Annotated in this window: 13 protein-coding genes; 9 read left to right on the top strand and 4 right to left on the bottom strand. The window is 58.2% G+C overall.

Going from position 1 to position 19,563, the window contains the following annotated elements:
• Window positions 1-101 precede the first annotated feature (101 nt).
• Window positions 102-2,000 (bottom strand): APC family permease, encoded by a 1,899-nt coding sequence (locus VO84_RS19685; protein WP_058189496.1) that lies wholly within the window; start codon window positions 1,998-2,000, stop codon window positions 102-104.
• A gap of 419 nt (window positions 2,001-2,419) precedes the next feature.
• Window positions 2,420-2,962, bottom strand: a complete 543-nt coding sequence (locus tag VO84_RS19690; RefSeq protein WP_197414137.1) for a YybH family protein — start codon at window positions 2,960-2,962, stop codon at window positions 2,420-2,422.
• Window positions 2,963-3,212: 250 nt separating this feature from the next.
• Here VO84_RS19690 and dxs point away from each other — a divergent pair, with 250 nt between their 5' ends.
• On the top strand, window positions 3,213-5,147 hold the full coding sequence (gene dxs / locus VO84_RS19695) for a 1-deoxy-D-xylulose-5-phosphate synthase (RefSeq protein WP_058189498.1): 1,935 nt from the start codon (window positions 3,213-3,215) through the stop codon (window positions 5,145-5,147).
• Between the two features lie 163 nt (window positions 5,148-5,310).
• On the top strand, window positions 5,311-7,242 hold the full coding sequence (locus VO84_RS19700) for a GGDEF domain-containing protein (protein ID WP_058189499.1): 1,932 nt from the start codon (window positions 5,311-5,313) through the stop codon (window positions 7,240-7,242).
• A gap of 60 nt (window positions 7,243-7,302) precedes the next feature.
• Here the strand turns inward: VO84_RS19700 and VO84_RS19705 are convergent, their stop codons facing one another.
• Together VO84_RS19705 and VO84_RS19710 are read right to left on the bottom strand one after the other, a co-directional pair.
• Window positions 7,303-7,755 (bottom strand): hypothetical protein, encoded by a 453-nt coding sequence (locus VO84_RS19705; protein ID WP_058189500.1) that lies wholly within the window; start codon window positions 7,753-7,755, stop codon window positions 7,303-7,305.
• Window positions 7,756-8,105: 350 nt separating this feature from the next.
• On the bottom strand, window positions 8,106-10,442 hold the full coding sequence (locus VO84_RS19710; protein ID WP_058189501.1) for a hypothetical protein: 2,337 nt from the start codon (window positions 10,440-10,442) through the stop codon (window positions 8,106-8,108).
• A gap of 1,036 nt (window positions 10,443-11,478) precedes the next feature.
• Here VO84_RS19710 and VO84_RS23205 point away from each other — a divergent pair.
• The 7 genes from VO84_RS23205 (at window position 11,479) to VO84_RS19745 (ending at window position 19,561) form a co-directional block, all read left to right on the top strand.
• On the top strand, window positions 11,479-12,897 hold the full coding sequence (locus tag VO84_RS23205) for an ArnT family glycosyltransferase (protein WP_058189502.1): 1,419 nt from the start codon (window positions 11,479-11,481) through the stop codon (window positions 12,895-12,897).
• The gene (locus tag VO84_RS19720; protein ID WP_058189503.1) at window positions 12,887-14,332 is read left to right on the top strand and encodes an amidohydrolase family protein; all 1,446 of its coding nucleotides are present in this window, start codon (window positions 12,887-12,889) and stop codon (window positions 14,330-14,332) included. The genes VO84_RS23205 and VO84_RS19720 overlap by 11 nt, the downstream gene beginning before the upstream one ends.
• Before the next feature lie 46 nt (window positions 14,333-14,378).
• Complete coding sequence (locus VO84_RS19725; RefSeq protein WP_082662221.1) at window positions 14,379-14,897, top strand: DUF2127 domain-containing protein; 519 nt, start codon at window positions 14,379-14,381, stop codon at window positions 14,895-14,897.
• Between the two features lie 398 nt (window positions 14,898-15,295).
• Window positions 15,296-15,748, top strand: coding sequence for a division/cell wall cluster transcriptional repressor MraZ (locus VO84_RS19730; RefSeq protein ID WP_082662222.1), 453 nt, complete (start codon window positions 15,296-15,298; stop codon window positions 15,746-15,748).
• 27 nt (window positions 15,749-15,775) lie between these two features.
• The gene (rsmH, locus tag VO84_RS19735; RefSeq protein ID WP_058189906.1) at window positions 15,776-16,702 is read left to right on the top strand and encodes a 16S rRNA (cytosine(1402)-N(4))-methyltransferase RsmH; all 927 of its coding nucleotides are present in this window, start codon (window positions 15,776-15,778) and stop codon (window positions 16,700-16,702) included.
• 3 nt (window positions 16,703-16,705) lie between these two features.
• Window positions 16,706-17,230 carry an FtsB/FtsL family cell division protein gene (locus tag VO84_RS19740; RefSeq protein ID WP_058189505.1) on the top strand — a complete coding sequence of 175 codons (525 nt, stop codon included), beginning with the start codon at window positions 16,706-16,708 and terminating at the stop codon, window positions 17,228-17,230.
• A gap of 30 nt (window positions 17,231-17,260) precedes the next feature.
• Window positions 17,261-19,561 carry a penicillin-binding protein gene (locus VO84_RS19745; RefSeq protein WP_331458454.1) on the top strand — a complete coding sequence of 767 codons (2,301 nt, stop codon included), beginning with the start codon at window positions 17,261-17,263 and terminating at the stop codon, window positions 19,559-19,561.
• The last annotated feature ends 2 nt before the right edge of the window (window positions 19,562-19,563 follow it).

The following is a 19,563-nucleotide window of genomic DNA, read 5'->3' on the forward strand; positions in this document are numbered from 1 at the left end:
CTGAGGGAATGCGGAATCCAGATTGGCCTGCTTCCATAGAAGCCGAAACCGGCCCAGTCTTGGGACGTCCCGCGCATCAAAACGAAAGCCAGCCTCAGCCCTCAGCGAGAATGCACATCCAGGTACCACGGAATGTTGATCACAAAAGTCCGCGGATTTCCCTTGACCAGCAGCAGGACCTTCAGCAGCCCGGCGCGATGGTTGTGCATCAATCCCTCCCACCAGTGCTTCACCATCATCTCCGGAACCAGCACGCAGATCTTCTGGTGTTCCGTCTCGCGCTCCACCTCGTGGATATAGTCCAGAATCGGCTGCAGAATCGTCCGGTAGGGCGACTTGATCACCTTCAGTTGCGGCACCGCACGGCCCTCGGCTTTCAGCGGTGCCGTTACATATTCATCCCACGTCGAGCAGATCGTATCCGGCTCGTCCGCCACCTGCACATGCACGCAGCGAATATCGTCTGACATCGCCAGTGCAAACGATAGTGCCTTCTCCGTAATCCGGTTCCATTTATCTACCGGCACAATCATGATCGGATGTCCTCTTTCCGCTCGTGCAAACGGACGGTCAAGCACTGACTCCTCATCCACGATGTCATAATGCCGTCGAACCGACCTCATCATCAGGATCAGCCCCGCCACCAGCAGCACTGTGATCCATGCACCATCCAGGAACTTCGCCACCAGCACCACTAGCGTTGTAATGCCTGTGGCAGACGCGCCCAGTCCGTTCACCAGCATCTTCAGCCCGACACCGCGCGTCTTCGTCCTGTCCTGCTTCCACCAGTGCACCACCATCCCGGCCTGTGAAAGCGTAAACGCCAGAAACGCGCCAATCGCATACAGCGGAATCAGCCGGTCCGTCACGCCGCGAAAGATAATCAGCAGCACCGCCGTCAGCGTCACCAGGACATAAATGCCCCACGAGTACAACAGCCGCCGCCCGCGCAGCAGAAACACATGCGGCATGTAGTCGTTATGCGCAATCGCCCGCGTCAGCCGCGGAAAATCCGCAAACGCCGTATTCGCCGACAGTGTCAGTGCAAGCAGCACGGAGGCAATCGTCAAATAGTAGAACCATCCATGGCCCATCACCGCGTGAGTCAGTATCGAAAGCACGCTTTCATAACCCGGCTTGTCGGGGTCCATCGCTGCAATGCCGTAGGCGTTGCACAGCCATGCCATCCCGGCCAGCATAATGGCCAGCAAGGCAATGATGATCGTCAGCGTGATCTTCGCGTTCTTCGCTCGCGGCTCGCGAAACGCCATTACGCCGTTACTCACTGCCTCCACGCCGGTCATGGCCGCGCAGCCGGAAGAAAACACCTTCAGCAGCAGCCATAAGCTCAGTGCTTCAGTCGCCGGAGGGATCGCAGGCATCGGCGCCATCGGGTGTGGATGGCCGCCGGAAGCCACCACCCGCGCCAGGCCCACCGCAATCACAATCAGCAGCGTGCCGGTAAACATCAGCGTGGGAATCATGAACACCAGGCCCGTATCGTGTACGCCGCGCATATTCACAATCGTCAGGATCAGCAGCGCTCCCAGGCACATCTCCAGCGTGTAAGGCTGCAGGCTCGGCACGCCGGAAACCAGCGCGCCAATGCCCGCCGAAATACCCACCGCTGCCGTCAGGATGTAATCGATCATCAGCGCCGCCGCCGCCAGCAGCCCCGCCTTCCGGCCCAGGTTCTCTGAGGCCACCGTGTAGGAACCGCCCCCATTCGGATACGCCTCGATCGTCTGCCGGTAGCTGAAGAAGACGATGATCATCAGAATGATGATGGCCATACTGATCGGCACAATGTAATGCACGCCGCCCAGCCCCAGCGGAATCAGCAGCATCAGCGCCGCCTCAGGACCATAAGCCGCCGAGCTCAGTGCATCCAGGCCAAAGATCGGAATGCCCGCCGCCGGGCCAATCGATTCAGCGCGCTCTTCGCTCGTAGCCAGCGGGCGGCCAAACAGCAGATTCAGTGCGTTGCCGGTGATCGACATAGTTTTTCAGTCTTATCCGCGGCGCTTAAAGTTTAGGTCGACACACCCCGCACGCCGTCCCCGAATTCTCTCACGCGCATCCATAATGAATCTCCCAGCACGCGATGAAGAATCAGCAAGGATAACCACTATCGTCTATACCCAACTGATCCCCTGACTCTCGAATCAATGAGTGTCATCCTGAGCGATAAATATGGTTTGTCATCCTGAGCGAAGCAGGCCACGCAAAGCGTGGCTTGCGAAGTCGAAGGACCTGCGGTTGTTCTTGCTGTTGTTCTTCGTCCGTTTCACCACAAGCATCGGGTGCCCTAGAGCATGCCCTAAGCGTAGTCGAAGGGTCTCCAGTTTGGAGACCTGGGATACCACAACAGCCAATTTCACCGTCTATCCATTGCCATCGAATCACGAACCATCAACCACTAGCTCCCCGGCAACTTACAACAATCCCCACCCTCCGGCACATCATTCGCCCCGGCATCCAGCACCACCTTCCAGCTCCCATCGCTCCCCTTGCGCCAGATCGTCATATATCGCCCCGCAGTCAGCACCGGATTCCCATTCGCATCCTTGCCTTTGCCCTCATAATGCCCCCACGTATACCCCATATCGCCGCTCGGCCCCATCGCCGCATCCGTAGGCGTCCACGTCAGCTGGTAAGTCTTCGGGTCCCACTTGGCCGACTTCGCAATCGCCACCTTCCCAATCAGAGGAGCCGCCCCATTGCTCAGCGACACCCCATCCTCGGCAAACCACGTCGCAAACGCCTCGCCCCCGCGCTCCGCCACGTCCTTGGCAAACTTCGCCTCCAGGTCCAGCAGCACAGCCTTGCCCGGCCGCATCGTCGGGTCCAGCGGATTCATCGTGCTCGCCGGCGCCTGCGGCGTCAGCATCTGCCCCCACGCCGAACCCAGCCCTGCCGTTGCCAGAACCAGTCCCCCCAGAAATCTCAGCCTCATTTTCATGGACCTCTCCGCCCTCATCCTAAATCCAATCTAGCGGCAAAGGCGTCTAATCGCTGCGGAGGTTTTGCGTCAGGGCATAGCTTCAGCCATGCAAAAAAGACATAAAGACTTCATAAGGCTTTAGCCCTGGTGGGGCGTTTTTCAAAATCTCCACGTTGATATACTGAAAGATAGGCCACGGCGCAGCAAAAAAGGGCAGGGAAGCATTCCTCTCTGCAACCTATGCCATCCGCCGGCGTTAAGGAACTTCATGGAATCACTGCTTGACTCAATCCACTCGCCAGCCGACCTCAAACTCTTGAGCTTCGCGCAGATGGAGACCCTGGCAGAGGAGATTCGCGCCTTTCTCATCCAATCGCTGGCCAAAACCGGCGGTCATCTCGGTCCCAACCTCGGCGTCGTCGAGCTCACCCTCGCCATGCACTACGTCTTCTCCACGCCGCAGGACAAGTTCGTCTTTGACGTCAGCCACCAGGCTTACACGCACAAGCTCCTCACCGGCCGTCGCGACCGCTTCGACACCATCCGCCAGCCCGCCGGCCTCAACGGTTTCATGCTCCGCACAGAAAGCGAGCACGATTCCTACGGCGCAGGCCACGCCGGCACCGCTCTCTCCGCCGCGCTCGGCATGGCCGCAGCCCGCGATCTCGCCGGAGGCGAGGAGTATGTCGTCGCCGTTGCCGGAGACGCGGCCTTCACCAACGGCATCTCCTTTGAAGCGCTCAACAACATCGACGAGCAGACCAAACGCCTCATCATCGTCCTCAATGACAACGAGTGGTCCATCGATCGTAACGTCGGCGCCATCGCCCGCTACTTGCACAAGATCGTCACCAACGAGCACTACCAGCAGCTGCACAACTCCGCCCAGCGCATCGTGAAAAAGCTCGGCGGCAAAACCGCCGTCAACGTCCTGCGCCGCGCGGAAGAAGCAGCCAAAAGCATGCTCTGGCCCTCGGTGCTCTTTGAGGAGTTCGGCGTCACGTATTACGGCCCCATCGACGGCCACAACCTCCCGCAGCTCGTCGAAACCTTCAAATTCCTCAAGAACGCACAAGGCCCCGTCCTGCTTCACATCCTCACGCAAAAAGGCCGCGGCTTCCAGCCCGCCATGGACCTCACCAAGAAATTCCACGGCCTCGGACCCTATGATCCCGAAACCGGCACAACCAAGCCCGGCGAGCTCACCTGGTCGGAGGCATTCGCCAACACCCTCGTCCAGCTGGCCAATCAGGACCCGCGCGTCGTCGCCATCACCGCCGCCATGCCCAATGGCACCGGCCTCGATCACTTCCGCCCGCACCACCCCAAGCGTTACTTCGACGTCGGCATCGCGGAAGAGCACGCGGTCATCTTCGCCGCCGGCATGGCCACGCGCGGCTTTCGCCCCGTCTGCGCCATCTACTCCACCTTCCTCCAGCGCGCCTTCGATCCCATCGTCCATGACGTCGCTTTGCAGGAGCTGCCCGTCCTCTTCTGCATGGACCGCGCCGGTCTCTCCGGAGACGACGGCCCCACGCATCACGGCCTCTTCGACATCGCCTACCTGCGCAGCATCCCCAACATGACCATCATGGCCCCCGGCAATGAAGACGAATTGGCTGACATGATGAAGACCTCGCTCAGTCTCCCCGGTCCCTCCGCCATCCGCTACCCCCGCGGAGCCGTACCCCGCACAGCCCAGTCGAGTCCAGTCCAATCAAGTACAGCTCAGTTGAGTCCAGCCGAGCGCAAGCCCGCACCCCAGCCGCTCCCCATCGGCAAAGCCCAGATCCTCTCCGACGGCTCTGATGTCGCTATTCTCGGCCTCGGCAACATGATGCCGCTCGCCGAAGATCTCGCCCAGCGCCTCAGCCGCGAAGGCTTCTCCGCAGCGCTCATCAATCCTCGCTTCGTCAAGCCCCTCGACCGCGAGATGCTGGCAAAATTTGCCAACCGCGTCGCCGCATTCGTCACCTTTGAAGATCACGTCAAAACCGGCGGCTTCGGCTCCGCCGTCATGGAAGCCCTCGAAGAAATGGATTGCCGTGTCCCGGTAGTCCGCATCGGCTGGCCCGACCAGTTCATCGAGCACGGCAAGGTTGATGCCCTCCGCCAGAAATACGGCGTCAGCGTGGAGGAAGCCTGGACGCAGCTCGTCCCGCTCCTCGCCTCCCGCAAACGCCGCACCCTTGTGGCAAGCTGACTCCGCCGAAAATGGTATGTCATCCTGAGCGAAGTTTGGCTGCTGTGCGGCCAAACGAGTCGAAGGAACTGCGGTTGTTTTTGCTGTTGTCTTTTGCCTCTTCCATCCCAACCCATCTAAAATTTCTGTGTCCAGCCGATGATCAATTTGTATGCTGAGTAGTATGCCCCCATGCGGTTTCCCCCTCCGCCGGATAGCTGCGATCGCTCTGCTTGCCTTTGCTTGCCATTGGTTGCATGCGGAGCAGGCAGGCGCAAAGTCCCCACCGGTTGCCCCCGTCGTCATTGACGGGCTGGGCAAGGGAACCTTCCCGCTCAGCGGCCCCTGGCAATTTCATCCCGGTGACGATCCCGCATGGGCCAATCCAGCCTTCGACAGCTCTGCCTGGGAACAACTCACTGCGAACCAGTCCTGGGGCGCTCAGGGCCATGTCCGTCTCACAGGTTTTGCCTGGTACCGCTGCTACATCGCCTTCACCCCGGCTCCCGGCGTGCCGCCCCGGTTCTCGCTCCTGGTGCCCAGAATCGACGATGCTTATGAAATCTACTGGAACGGCTCACTCATCGGCCGCAACGGCAAGCTGCCGCCCCGCGCTGTCTGGTACACTTCGCAGCCGGAGCAGACCTTTGGCCTTGACCCGGTTCAGCACAGTCAGGTTCAGCACGGTCTTCTCGCCGTGCGCGTCTGGAAGGCTCCGCTGCTCTCCGACGATTCCGGCGAGAATGGCGGTTTTGAAGCGGCTCCTCTCATGGGCAGTTCTGAAGCAATTGCCACTGCCAGGGCTGCACATGAGTTTCAGTGGCTGCGTAGCCGCCAACTCCACTTTGGCGCCAATCTTCTCTGCGCCGTCATTGCTCTCCTTAGTTTTCTTCTCTGGTTGCGGGCTCCTGCCCGATGGATTCTCTTCTGGACCGCGGGCTTTGCTCTTGCTCAACCGGCAACTGTCCTGCTCCTCAACGCACACATGGGATGGCGTTATGGTCTGGCCATGGGAGCAGACCAGCTTGTCGGCGCCGTACAGGATATATCGCTGTGGTTTCTCCTCCTCTGGCTTCTTCCTCTCCGTGAGAACCACGCCATTTGCCGCCTCACGCGCACCCTCGCCTGCGTGTACTTCGTCAACTCTGTCTTGGACGGAATCCTGGTTGTCCTCACATGGAATCCCCAGTGGACTGGATTCGCCCAGACCTCAGATGCGATATCAACTGCCATCTCGGTTGCGCTTGAAGCTTTTCCGCTGTTCCTGGTGGGCTATGCGTTTTTTCATCGCAGGCATTTTAATCCGGCCCGCTGGCTGGTAGCCATCCTCGCCTTTCTCGACGGAATGATGATCGTCTTCGTCAACGTCGTCAAACAAGGCCGCCAATTTACCGCCTGGCCTATCGCGTCCAGAATCGACTCGCCCCTTTTTTTCATTGACGACAATGGAATCAGCCTCTCCACACTCGCCGGATCGCTGCTCCTCATCGCTATTGTCTACGCGGTCTATAACAGCATCCGCGAGGACCAGCGCCGGCAGGATGCGCTGGAACTCGAGAAGCTGGAGCTGCTGCACGAAAGCAACCGCATGCGTCATCAGGCCGAGCACGATGGTCTGACCGGCCTCTGGAATCATCGCGCCATCGTCGATCGCCTGGGCGAAGAGATCAGCCGTTCCACACGTGATAAAACACCGCTCAGCGTCATCCTCGTCGATGTCGACCATTTCAAGAAGATCAACGATACTTTCGGCCACCTCGCAGGCGATCTTGTCCTGAAGGAGATCGGCGCAATCTTCACGCACTATCTGCGTCCCTATGATTACGCGGGCCGGTACGGCGGCGAGGAGTTTCTAATCCTCCTCTCCAACTGCGGCATGGAGAACGCACTTCACCGTGCCGAACAGCTCCGTCAGGCGGTGGAGTCGGCGCGCGTCGTGGATGGCGAAACCATCCTGCAGGTAACTGCTAGCTTCGGTGTAACCTCGGCCTTTTCGTCTCACTATGAAACGGAGACCGTAATCCGGACCATCGATGCAGCTCTCTATCAGGCCAAAAAGAGTGGACGCAATTGCATCGTTCCCATCGAAATGAATACACCGCTTCATCGAAGCTAGTTTCCCGCTGCCAGCGGTCTGGTTTCGATCGCTGGCAGCAGGATTGTCCGTGTCTCTGTACTATTCAGACGGGTCGCCCAGAACCGCGGATTGCTCTTCAAATGCGTCTTCCGTGCAGGCGCGAATCTTCTTCGCGATGCCCGTCCATACCGGATTGATCTTCGCTCTGCCCTCCGGTTCATTCGCTGCAGCCGCTTCGTAATCCGTCCTCTTCGCCAGACCGTTCTTGTACGCCTCGAGCTCCTGGATCAGCTTGAATGCGGCAGCAATCACCACGCCCACATCATCTCGGAGTTCGTCCGGAACCGTCTTATAAACCTCTTCCTTGTGCTCCTCGATCCACTGGAAGGCGATGGGTAATACAACGGCGCTTACCCATTCGCTGTAAGTATTCAGGGCGTCCACTCCCGCAGTCCACGACGGATGCATCTTCCAGTCGTGCTTTCCCTCACCAAACGGATGCTCCTGAGGGGGAGGTGGGCAGTAAACACAACCGATCTTGACCTGGCTCATAAGTATTCTCCTCTTGGCCCGAGCGCCATCTGTGACGACTCGATGCCATGGTTATCGAAACGGTGAACTTGCTGTTCAGACACTTCTTCCAAGCGCTGTTGAAGCGGACCCTGAATCGCGCGCATTCTTCGCCGACGGAATGCGGCGCAATAATTTTGGTGCTGAAGATCAGCCGAATTTTAGCATTCGTGCATTAAGCCATATAGGTGAGAATATTTTTCCGCGCGTTTCCCCATAAACAACTGTCATCCTGAGCGAAGCCGGTCACGCATCGCGTGACCGGAGAGTCGAAGGACCTGCGGTTGTTCTTGCTTTTGCTCGCTCCACTCGCCCCCAGCTGTGAGAAAAACCTATCGGCGAAATCTTCCCCCGCCTCGACGAAAATTCTGGAATCGCCCAGACTCCCTCTGGCCTCGCTCTCTCGCCGAATTGGATCGATCAAGCCCCTGCAAAGTGCCGCTATTGATTCCGCTGCCCGCTTTCGTAGCTCCGCTCAACGTCTTACCCGCACCATTCTGTCGCGCTGTCGAAGCATTCGGATGGTTTGCGTCCACCTTCTGCTTTGCAGCTGAGGTGTCCACCGTGTTCCAGTTCCCGTTGCTGTACTGACTCCATCCGCCATTGGCATCGTGACGGTATACATTTCCGTCATTGCCCGCATAAACGGAGTTGTTCGCTCCATGAACCACAGTTCCGTTGTCGCCGTGATACACCGTACCGTGTTGTCCGTTCGAAGTTCTGTATCCGGCTATGGTTCCGTTCGCCGTCGTCACATGTCCCGTCTGTATCGTGTTGTCGTTGCGCGTCGCCACTGAGCTTCCCCACTGCGCATAGGCATTGTGCCCCTGTGAAGTGGCTCCATATCCGCCCGTCCAGGGGTTATACGCCGAGGCCACCGTACGTCCGCCATACCATCCCTGCACGCTTGCAGAGCGCCCATATCTTCCAGTCGCCGGGTTGTACCAGGCTGACGACCCCGCCGCGCCGTAGGGTCCATACACTCCGCGTCCCGCCGCCCATCCCCCATTCCATGGGTTGTAGACCACGCCCGCGCCATAAGTTGCGGGCCACGGACGATAGACGGGATAGAATGCCCCCGGCCCCCAGTACACATAGGGCGGGTAATACCATCCCGAGCCATATACGATCGCCGCGCCCACTGCCGCTCCCACAATGAACATGCCAAAATAACCTGCGGTTGTGCTGCTTTCCACAGTCGTCGCCGTCGCGTTCGTTTGCGTAACATACGTTACGTTGTAGACCGGAGAGCTTGACGGTATCGAATAAATCTCCTGTGGCACGGAACTGACCGTCTTCCAGGGACCATTCGGCGCGGAGGACATAAACCACACCCCCTGGAAGCAGAGATAGTAAATATCTCCATCCTTGATCACTTTGTCCTGAGTGTTCGTTGCGTACTCCAGCTTCGTCTTCTCAATGGGGCTGAACTTTGGAGACCCATCGTAGGTCACCTTCGCCTTGGCTTCGGCCTCGGCGCGATTCACCACCACGGTCGTTGGAACCTGCGCCAGCAACACAGCGTCAGATGCCTCCACCGTTCCCGGCACGGACGAAAGAACTCTGGCCTTTGCTGAACTTTCCGGAATCTTCGTGAAGTCCGTCGGCAGGTTAGCGCTCGCATAGGTCCACGGGCCCTGCATGGAAGACGAGCTGAACCACCGGCCCGACAACAAAATGTAGAACTGTTTGGAAGCATCGTTGAGGAAGATGTCGTTGTCCGTATTGCTCACATACAGCAAACGTGTTCCCGCCACTCGCGTGTAAACCGGCGCGCCTCGCAGTAGCAGTAACTCCGCCGGTTGCTGGCTGTAGAACACATGCGGCGCTGCAACTGCCGTGGCTGGCGCAGGGACATACCGCTTCACATCGTCAAAATTTTGCCCCGCCGGAAGTTTGGCCATATCCTTCGGTAGCGTCTTGGTTGCTGTCCACGGACCGGCAGGATTTTTAGAGGTCAGCCACTGGTTTTCGGCCAGAAGGAAGTAGTCGCCCTTCGACTTCTCAAAGAAGAGATCCCAGTTCGTGTTCACCACAAACTGCAGGTCTGTTTTCTCAATCGGGCTTAGCACTGGCGTGCCTTGGACCAACAGCAGAATGGCGGGAGATACGCTATAGAAAATCTGTGGAGGATCGTTCTTGAGAGTGGGCGCGCTGACCTGCTCTTTGCCTTTGTCCACGTCAGCTATAAGACGGTCCAGCGAGATCGGCTCTCCATCGGCAGGCGCGGTTGCTCGAAAGTCCTTCTCCAGCTGTGCCTGTCCTTCAGAAGAGACGGATGAGAAACGCACACTGGTGTACTTCAGATCATGCAGATAAACCGTGCGGCTTGACTGATCCACGGTCGTTCCTGCCTCTACAGACACCACGCCAAGCACCTGACTTTTTCCGGAAGGCGTCAACGAAAATGCCATACGCGCCTTGACGAGTCGATAGTTGTCCCAGCTATCGACCTGGGGCTGGTAATAGACCAGATTGATGCCGTTTTTTACAATCCGACGGGGCCATCCTGCATCGACCGTCGCGTCCGGCGCAGGTGCAGGTTTAGTCGCAGGTGCAGAGGCGGCCGCTGCCTGAGGAGCCGTCTGCCCCATCGCCACCGTCGGAGAAGCGACGAGAGACATCATGGAGAAACATGCAACCATCCTTTGAAACAAGCCGAGAAACATTTTCCACCTCCATCCTTGCTTTTTCGCCTGTACAACACTTCCTGTTGCAAAGCATTGAAACAGTCCATCTACAGGCACAAACTGAGATCACTTTTTAGGCAAATTTGCTCGTGTCGGAACATGGCGACGTTCAGCCATGTCAGACCGATTTCCAAATGAATGTCGCAGCGCACAGCGCTATTCGAAACTGTCAGAAATGCCAGCCGGGATAGCACTCCCATCCCCTCCCACAAACGACCGTCATCCAACATTCGGGTGCCCCAGGTCTCGATTGTGAGACCTGGGATACCACAAACGCCGCCCCGTCATCCAACCGGAGGGAGCCGGGGCCTTCAGGCCCCGGAGCCGCTCAACCGCAGAAAAGGGGCCTTCAGGCCCGGCCGGGCATTTGTCTTTGCCGTTGCATTTCGTTCATTCCACCCCAACATTTGGGTGCCCCAGGTCTCGATTTTGAGACCTGGGATAGCACTCCCATCCCTTTCCCACAAACGACCGTCACATCCTGACCGTAGCCGTTTTTCAGGCGGAGTGAAGGACCCGCTTTTGCCTTTCAGTCCTTCAGTCCCTCAGTTCCCATAGTCCTTGTCCCCCACCCATTACCAAAGTCCACTGTCCTTTCGTACCTCTCACCCACTCCAGAAACTTTGCATGCAATTAACCCCATTTGTGCTTTACTCATAATCAGCAGAGAAAGAAGGCCCGATTCCTACGGAATCGGGCCTTCTACTTTCACGAATCACGTACCACGGCGGCGCTGAAAACTCGCGCAAAAGATGTATTTTCACCACGTTTTGGCCCACTTTTCGCACCCTGTTTTCCGCCGAAAACAATCTCTATCTATTTGAAAATAAGTATCTTACTTGAATTAGAGAAACGGAAAATGCAAAATTTTACCCCGTACAGAATCTGTACATTTGTAATTCTGTACTCCCCGGTGGATGCTAAACCTCATAAAATCAATAAGATATAATTTTCTGATGTGGGTTCTTCCCACAGATTCTGTGAGCGTCTGTCCTGCTCCTGTATTCTCCAGATCATGCTCCGATCGGATCGCTGGCTGACTCAATCCCGCCGAATCTGGCTGTGGATCGCAATTGGCCTCGCCCTGCGCCTGCTCTTCCTCTGGTTCCCCCGCCCATCGGACGACGACACCACCGACTACCTCGCGCTCGGCCACAATCTCCTGCATTACGGCACCTACGGCCAGGGCACACCCGGCGACCTCGCCCCAACCCTCTTCCGCCTGCCCGGTTATCCCATCGTCCTCGGCCTCTTCGAATCGGCCTTCGCCCACATCTGGCCCACCACCTGGCAAACCGCCCTGCTAGTCACGCAAGCCATCACCGACATCCTCTCCGGCCTGCTCCTGGCATCGTTCGCACGCCGCTACCTCAACCCCCGCGCCGGCGAAATAGCCCTGGCCCTGGCCATGCTCTGTCCCTTCACCGCAGCCTTCGCAGGCATAGCCCTCACCGAATCCTTCTCCGTCTTCGCCCTCTCGCTAGGCATCTACGCCACCGGCCGCGCACTAGCCGAAAACGAAACCAACCGCATCTGGTCCTTGTTACTCGCCGGCGTCGCCTCCGCCTTCGCCATGCTTCTCCGTCCCGACGGAGTCCTCCAATTCATCGCCCTCGCCGCCGGCCTACTCTGGTACACCACGCGTCGCGCAGCACTCCGCCGCGCCATCAGCACCTCACTCATCTACGCCACCGTAGCCCTCGCACCCATCGCCCTCTGGACCTTCCGCAACTGGCAGACCTTCCACGTCTTCCAGCCCCTCGCGCCGCGTCACCTCAACGATCCCGGCGAGCGCTTCAACAAGGGCTTCTACGACTGGCTGCGCACCTGGTCCACCGAGTTCGTCACCACCGCCAACGTCTTCTGGAACGTGGGCTCCGAATCCATCGACATGGACGACATCCCCGCCCGCGCCTTCGACTCACCCGCCCAGCAGCAGCGCACACAGGCCCTCATCAACGAGTACAACCAGACCCACTCCATATCCGCCGATCTCGACAACCGCTTCGAATTGCTTGCGCAGGAGCGAATTCACAATCATCCCGTCCAATGCTTAGTAGTCGTTCCAATCCTCCGCGTCTTCGATATGCTCCTTCGTCCCCGCACCCTCGAATTCGACCTCGAAGTCGACTGGTGGGCCTGGAACCGCCATCCCGGCCAGACCGTTGCCGCCATCGCGTTAGGTCTCATCAATCTCGCCTACGTCTTGGCTGCAATATGGGGCTTCCTGCGCCGCCGCGTACCCTTGGCATGGATGCTGGGCGGTTATCTCGTCATGCGCTGCCTCTTGTTAAGCACGATGGAAAACCCGGAACCGCGTTACACCATTCAGATGTTTCCCATCTTCATCGTCGCCGCAGCGGCTGCATTCGCGGGGAATCGCCTTCCTGTCGTGCGACAATCCACTTCAGGCACTTATCTATATGCGTCATGATCGTCTTTTCTTAGCCTGGTTCTTCGCTTTGGTTCTCGGCGGCGTTCTCTCCTGGTCGCAGTCCACTCCGCTCGTGCTTTCGGGCGGCACAATCGTCGATCTCACTAACTGGGGTAAATCGGCAAACGATCTGCATGATTCTGTCGTCATCATTCACGACGGCAAGATCACCGATGTGGGACCGCGCAGCACAGTCGTCGTTCCGAAAGGCGCGCGCATCATCGACTGCACCGGGAAATTCATCATCCCCGGCCTCATCGATGGTTTCGCCGGAATGGCCGGTCAGGCCGAAGCCAACGCCAATCTCTACATGGGCGTCACCACCGTCGTCGCCAGCTCCGATGACCGCCGCGGGCACGTCGATCTGCACGCTGATCCCTCACCGCATATTTATCTACTTGATTCCATCGGCATCGCTGACGACTGGAGTCTGCTCGCCACCCAGCCTGCATGGAAAGATAAACTTCACGAAGGCCCGCGTCCCGCCGAGCTTGACCCGCAGGACACGCTCCGACAGCTCGCCGATACTGCAAAGCTCGGCACGCGCGTTCTCTGGCTCGGTCCCAATCTCACCGCTGCTAACACACAGTTGGTCGTCGCTCGCGCGCATCAGATGGGCATTGTCACCTATGGCGAGTTCGCCTCCACGCCCTATCGTGTCGGCATTGAGGCCGGCGTTGACGCGCTTCTCCACATGGGCCGCTACGAGCTGGGAGTCATACCCGACGAGCTGCAACGTCCGCTCGTCGACGACCCTCTCGGCTCAGCCGCCACCACAGCGCTCGATTACTCCGAACGCCTGCCGCCCACTGACACGCATGTACGCGCCTACGCAAAATTTGTCGCCGCGCATCACGCCGCGCTCATGCCCACCTTCAGCATCTACTACCAGCAGCTTCCCGATCATCGCAATCTGTGGAATGAGCCGGCCGCGGCGCTTCTCGATCCCGTGCGCATGTTCAATCCGCCCAACCGCGAGACTGGGGAGCTGGATTATCCAATCTCCAACTGGGCCCATCATCTGCCTGCCATGTCACAGCGATGGATGGAAGAAGGCCAGCGCAAAAAGGCAGATCAATCGGCCATGCGTCTCTGGCGCATCAATGAGGTTTTCTTTGCGGCTGATCCGCACTATCTCGCCGCCTCCGGCGCTCCAGTATCCGGAGCCTTCCCCGGTATCTCCATGCACACGGAACTTGAGATGCTCGTTCGTCTCGGCCTCACCCCTCGCGAGGCCCTCGCCGCCGCCACCAGCAATTACGCAATGCAGTTCAACTGGAATGAGCTTGGCCTCATCGCTCCCGGTCGCCGCGCCGACATAATCGTACTCGACGGCGACCCGTCCGCTACCGCCTGGAATGTTCGCCGCATCGCGAACCTGATCGTGGACGGCAACGTACTGGATCGCGAGGCTCTGCTGACGCTGAAGAAATAATTTCTGCCGCTTCCCGTACAATGAAACCAGCCTTACCTCCGACTTCATGACTACTTCTTCCACGCAAATAGCGCGAACCCGCAAGCGTCACGACCGAGGCTTGGTGACAATTGCGGCCTATAAGTTATTCATCGCTCTGGTCTTCGCTGCGGTAGGAGTCGGCGCGCTGCACCTCGTCGGCAAAGATGTCGGCGATGTCCTCTCGAGCGTCGTCTCTGATCTGCGCTTCAATCCTGAAGGTCGCTTCGTCAACTTTGTCCTCGACAAAGCCTCGCTCCTCGACGATCCCGCCCTGCGCCGCATCGGCTTCGGCGCCTTTTGTTATGCCGCAGTCAGCATCGTCGAAGGCGTGGGTCTCTATCTTGAAAAAGCATGGGCCGAATATCTCACCCTCGCCATCACCGCATCTTTTCTGCCCATCGAGATCCGCGAACTCATGCATCGCTTCACCTGGGTGCGGGTCGGCATCTTCCTTATCAACGTTGTCGTTCTTATCTATCTAATCGTTATCGTTTTTGAGCGTCATCATAAAAAGAGACTGACCGTCGCAACATCCGGCAAGTAATGGCAGTTTGAATTTGTTTTGGCAACTTAATTTCGCTTTTTATTCGCTATACACTGACCGTCGACCCTTGCCAAGCACCTGTCGCACATACTTTGTACTGGCAGAATCAAACCGATAAACACTATATATGGTGTTTCCCATTTTCAACTTGTACAAGCTGTAATGCTTGGTTCCTCCCCTTGACATCCGCTCCGGAGGATAACCAAAACCCTCTATTTTTCCTTTCACTGCAGCATGAATCTAAGCTAATATCACTCCAGTGGAGCTAAATGGAGTGTAGTGGATCAAGACATTCTATTTTCAGTTACAAGATACGCCGATTGAACCAATTATGCTCACTTTTCTGAGCAATCTCGGCAGCGAGGCACTCGAAATCGCCTCAGGCAGCAGGTAAAGCAATGTTTCGCGGAAATCATCCAGCCAAGATCGATGAGAAGGGAAGGCTCAAGCTTCCTTCTGCTTTCAAGCAGCTGGCGGAATCCGCGCAGGTGAATGAGTTTTACGTGACCAGTGTTGAAGGCGACTTCGCCCAGATATGGCCCCTGCCCGAGTGGCAGAAGAGAGAAGACCAGCTCGCCGCTTCGAGCGAGTTTGAAGAAGCCGCCCGCAAATATCTGGCCCGCACCAGCTACTGGGGTCAGCAAGTGGAATTGGACGCACAGTCTCGCATCGTTCTTCCGCAGTTGCTGCGCAAGTCGGCGGGTCTGGACGACGTTGAAGTTACGGTGATTGGCATGAGGGACCACATTGAGGTCCACAATCGCCAGAAGTTTGAAGCGGCACTCCAGGCGGAAAGCTTCACCGCCGACGATCGCCGCACAATGGCGGAATTGCTCCGCCGCAAAGACTAGATGTTTAACCCCTCAGGGGGGGAGCGCATGACGAACCCGAATGTACGCCATGTGCCCGTTCTTTTGACAGAGACTTTGGAATTCCTCAGGGTGCAGCCCGGCAGCACGATCGTCGACTGCACGCTCGGGCTTGCAGGCCATTCCGCGGAAATAGCGCGGCGGCTCGGGCCCAAGGGCAGACTGATTGCATTTGACCGCGACCCCGAAGCCCTCGCGCTGGCAAAAGCTCGGCTCGACGAGGTTTGCGCAGAACTGGGCGATCAGGCCCCGCAGATCACGCTCATCGGCGAAGCCTTCAGCTCGATTGAGCAGCACGTCGAGCCTGCATCGCTCGATGGCCTGCTGGCGGACTTCGGCGTAAGCAGTATGCAGTTGAATGAAGCGCCCAGGGGATTCAGTTTTATGGCGGACGGCCCGTTAGATATGCGTATGGACACGCGTAGCGGGCTCACCGCCGAGCAGGTGGTAAATGAGGAGAACGAAGGCGAACTTGCCAACCTCATCTACGAATACGGAGAGGAAAGGAGGTCGCGGAGAATCGCCAGAGCCATTGTCCGCGGGCGGCCTGTCACAACAACAGCGCAATTGGCGCGAATTGTTGCTCAGGCTGCCCCGGCGATGAAACAGGACAGATTCAAAATTCACCCCGCAACCCGCACATTTCAGGCCATACGTATCGTAGTGAATCGCGAGCTGGACGAAATACGGGACTTGATGGAGGCCGCGCCAAGGTTGCTTAAGCCCTCCGGAAGAATTGCCCTCATAAGTTTTCATTCATTGGAAGATCGCATCGTCAAAGACAGTTTACGCGATGGAGCGCAGAAGGAAATCTGGAACCTGTTAACGAAGAAACCGGCCACGGCAAGTGAAGAAGAAACAGAACGAAATCCGCGCTCACGCAGCGCAAAGCTTAGAGCGGCAGAAAAAGCAGTACGCACGAATAGACGGAGGTAGAAGATGGCGGCAGCAGCGACAACTTATTTTGAAACCGGCCGCAGCATCCGGTCACGCGCTGCAGAGCGCAATACAGAAGTGCTGGCCAGCCAGCCCGCGCGCCGTCGCGGAGTGCGCACGCCTGAGTTCTACTTCACCCGGCACTTTGATAACACGCGCCTCGTCAAGGCATCCGATCCCGTGCGTGTCCGCGAAATGCGTGTCTTCTCCGCCGCCGTCACCGTGCTTTTTACGCTCATCATGGTCTATGGCCTTCAGCACTTCAGCGCCATTGAGAAGTCCTATCACGTGGAAAGTGAAAAGCAGCAGCTCGATCAGCTCCGCGAAGAGAATCGCCAGCTCCGCCTTTCGGAAGCACAGCTCACACAACCCTCGCGCATCGACAACATGGCGCGCCAGTACGGTCTCGCATCTCCGCAGCCCGGGCAGGTTGTGCACCCAAATGCAGCTCTGGATAGCACGAACGCCGCACCGTCGCTCGCGCAGATCGCGCCTCCAGCCGCACCGCAGGCCGCGCCCATACAATAAGCGGCCTCTGCATCTAAACTCGATCTTGGAGTGAATCCGCCGATGCAGCCCGCAGCAATGCCTAACCGGATCCCGAGTTCCTACTCAACTCGCAACTCGGGACTTCCCCGCACCGTACCCTTGCGGCGTACGCGCTTCTGGCTCGTCTGTCTCTTCTTCATCGTCTGGCTTGGCTCCATCGCAATTCGCCTCTTCTGGCTGCAGATTGTTCATCATCACGACTACCTGGACCGCGCACAAAAGCAGCAGCAGCGCACCTTTGAAGTAGCTCCCCGCCGCGGCATCCTCTATGACCGCAACCTGCATGAGCTAGCCATGACCGTGCAGGTGGATTCTATCTACGCCGTCCCCACCGAGATAGAGAACAAAAAGGCCGCGGCCTCCACACTGGCTTCCATCGTCCACACGGACCCCGTTGACGTCCCCACCAGCGAAGACCAGATCGCCGTGCGCCTTGCCAAAAACAATGGTTTCGCATGGATTGCCCGCCGTGTTTCGCCGGACGTTTCAGCAAAGATCAAGGCTCTCAACCTCAAAGGCATTTATTTTCAGAAGGAATTTCAGCGTTCCTATCCAAACACTGAAATCGCCGCGCAGGTGCTCGGCTACGTTGGTATCGACGACACCGGTCTCGGCGGCATCGAACAGAAATTCGAGCCACAGCTTCACGGCGTCCCGGGCCGCATGTACACCGCCATGGACGCACGCCGCCACATTCTCGGCTCCACGGAGAGCGAGCCGCAGCCCGGCCAGAATCTCGTGCTCTCCATCGACGAGCAAATTCAGTTCATGGCAGAGCAGGCGCTCGATCACGTCATGGACCGCACACACGCCGACAATGGCACGATCGTGATTCAGGATGTGCACACCGGCCAGATCCTCGCTCTTGCCATCCGGCCCACCTTCAATCCCAATCAATTTCGCCGCACCACGCCTGCGTTGCTACGCGATCACGCCGTCAGTGATGTCTATGAGCCCGGTTCCACCTTCAAGCTCGTCGCTTACTCAGCCGCCATGGATGCAGGTGTTGCCAAGCCGGATGACACAGTTGATTGCCAGGGCGGCTTGATCACGCTTGCCGGGCGCGTCATCCACGACAATCAGGGCGAACACCCCGGCGTCATTCCAGTGCACAAGGCTCTCGAAATCTCCAGCGACGTGGGCGCAATCAAGATGGCGCTCAAGGTTGGTCAGGACAGGTACAGCGAGTACGTGCGTTCCTTCGGTTTCGGCTCGCGCTCCGGTGTAGAGCTTCCCGGCGAAACACGCGGCCTGCTGCGTCCCGTGAGCAAGTGGGGTCCCTCGTCAATTGGTTCCATAGCAATGGGACAGGAAATCGCAGTAACGCCCGTTCAGCTTGTCTCCATGGTGTCCACGATTGCCAATGGCGGCATCTATCTTCCGCCGCATGTGCTCATGTCCGCGCCTCAGTCCGGAGCACAGCCGGCGGCGCAGCTGCAGCCATCGCCCTTCAAGCCCGGCGGCCAGCTTCCCAATCCGCTTCCCACTGGAGCGCATCGCGTCATCTCCACCATGGCCGCTGCGCAGATGCGCCAGATGATGGAAGGCGTCATCCTCTACGGCACGGGCAAGGATGCGCAGCTCAATGGCTACTCCGCCGGCGGCAAAACCGGCACCGCGCAAAAGATCGACCCCGCCACACACAAGTATTCGAAGACCATGCACGTCGCATCTTTCGCTGGCATCGCCCCGGTCAACAATCCCGTCATCGCCGTCGCCATCGTCATGGATAATCCCAAAGCAGGCGGCTCGTACTACGGGGCAGCGGTCTCAGCGCCCGTATTTCAGGAAGTTGCCCAGCAGGTTCTTGAATACCTTGGCGTGCAGCACGATGAACCGGTGCACGCACAGAAAACGCCCCCTGCTTCCGGAAAGTCTTTGGCCGAAGACGACCACGGCGACTCCGCCGATGTAAATGCCCTCTACGCCGCGATAAACGATTTGCCCAGCGACGATCCGCTGCGTCAGCAGCCCGCGCAGCAGGCAATCACGCAACCCAACACTCCAACTCAGCCCGCTGCTGTAAGCTCAGCACCCGTGCAAAACTCCTCTACTGCAGCTGCTACTCCGGCATCGTCGCCCGCCGCAGCACAACCGCCGCAATCCTCCGCTGCTGTCATCATCCCCACGGCGAACACTCTCAAGGTGCCTTCGCTCATCGGTCTTCCCATGCGTCAGGTCATCGTCGCTGTCGGCGATGCTGGCCTTGAAGTGCAAGTCATTGGCAGCGGAACTGTTCGCGAACAAGCGCCCGCAGCAGGAACCATGGTCCCTCCCGGCACGCGCATCGTCGTTCATTGCGCAAGGTAACC

Origin of the sequence: Occallatibacter gabretensis, assembly GCF_001449115.1 — a bacterium.
In the GTDB taxonomy this organism is placed as follows: Bacteria; Acidobacteriota; Terriglobia; order Terriglobales; family Acidobacteriaceae; genus Telmatobacter; species Telmatobacter gabretensis.

Coding starts and splice junctions, on each gene's coding strand:
- VO84_RS19730 (WP_082662222.1), top strand. CDS start 15,296: ATGTTTCGCGGAAATCATCCAGCCAAGATCGATGAGAAGGGAAGGCTC.
- rsmH (WP_058189906.1), top strand. CDS start 15,776: ATGACGAACCCGAATGTACGCCATGTGCCCGTTCTTTTGACAGAGACT.
- dxs (WP_058189498.1), top strand. CDS start 3,213: ATGGAATCACTGCTTGACTCAATCCACTCGCCAGCCGACCTCAAACTC.
- VO84_RS19710 (WP_058189501.1), bottom strand. CDS start 10,442: ATGTTTCTCGGCTTGTTTCAAAGGATGGTTGCATGTTTCTCCATGATG.
- VO84_RS19690 (WP_197414137.1), bottom strand. CDS start 2,962: ATGAAAATGAGGCTGAGATTTCTGGGGGGACTGGTTCTGGCAACGGCA.
- VO84_RS19685 (WP_058189496.1), bottom strand. CDS start 2,000: ATGTCGATCACCGGCAACGCACTGAATCTGCTGTTTGGCCGCCCGCTG.
- VO84_RS19720 (WP_058189503.1), top strand. CDS start 12,887: ATGCGTCATGATCGTCTTTTCTTAGCCTGGTTCTTCGCTTTGGTTCTC.
- VO84_RS23205 (WP_058189502.1), top strand. CDS start 11,479: ATGCTCCGATCGGATCGCTGGCTGACTCAATCCCGCCGAATCTGGCTG.
- VO84_RS19725 (WP_082662221.1), top strand. CDS start 14,379: ATGACTACTTCTTCCACGCAAATAGCGCGAACCCGCAAGCGTCACGAC.
- VO84_RS19700 (WP_058189499.1), top strand. CDS start 5,311: ATGCCCCCATGCGGTTTCCCCCTCCGCCGGATAGCTGCGATCGCTCTG.
- VO84_RS19705 (WP_058189500.1), bottom strand. CDS start 7,755: ATGAGCCAGGTCAAGATCGGTTGTGTTTACTGCCCACCTCCCCCTCAG.
- VO84_RS19740 (WP_058189505.1), top strand. CDS start 16,706: ATGGCGGCAGCAGCGACAACTTATTTTGAAACCGGCCGCAGCATCCGG.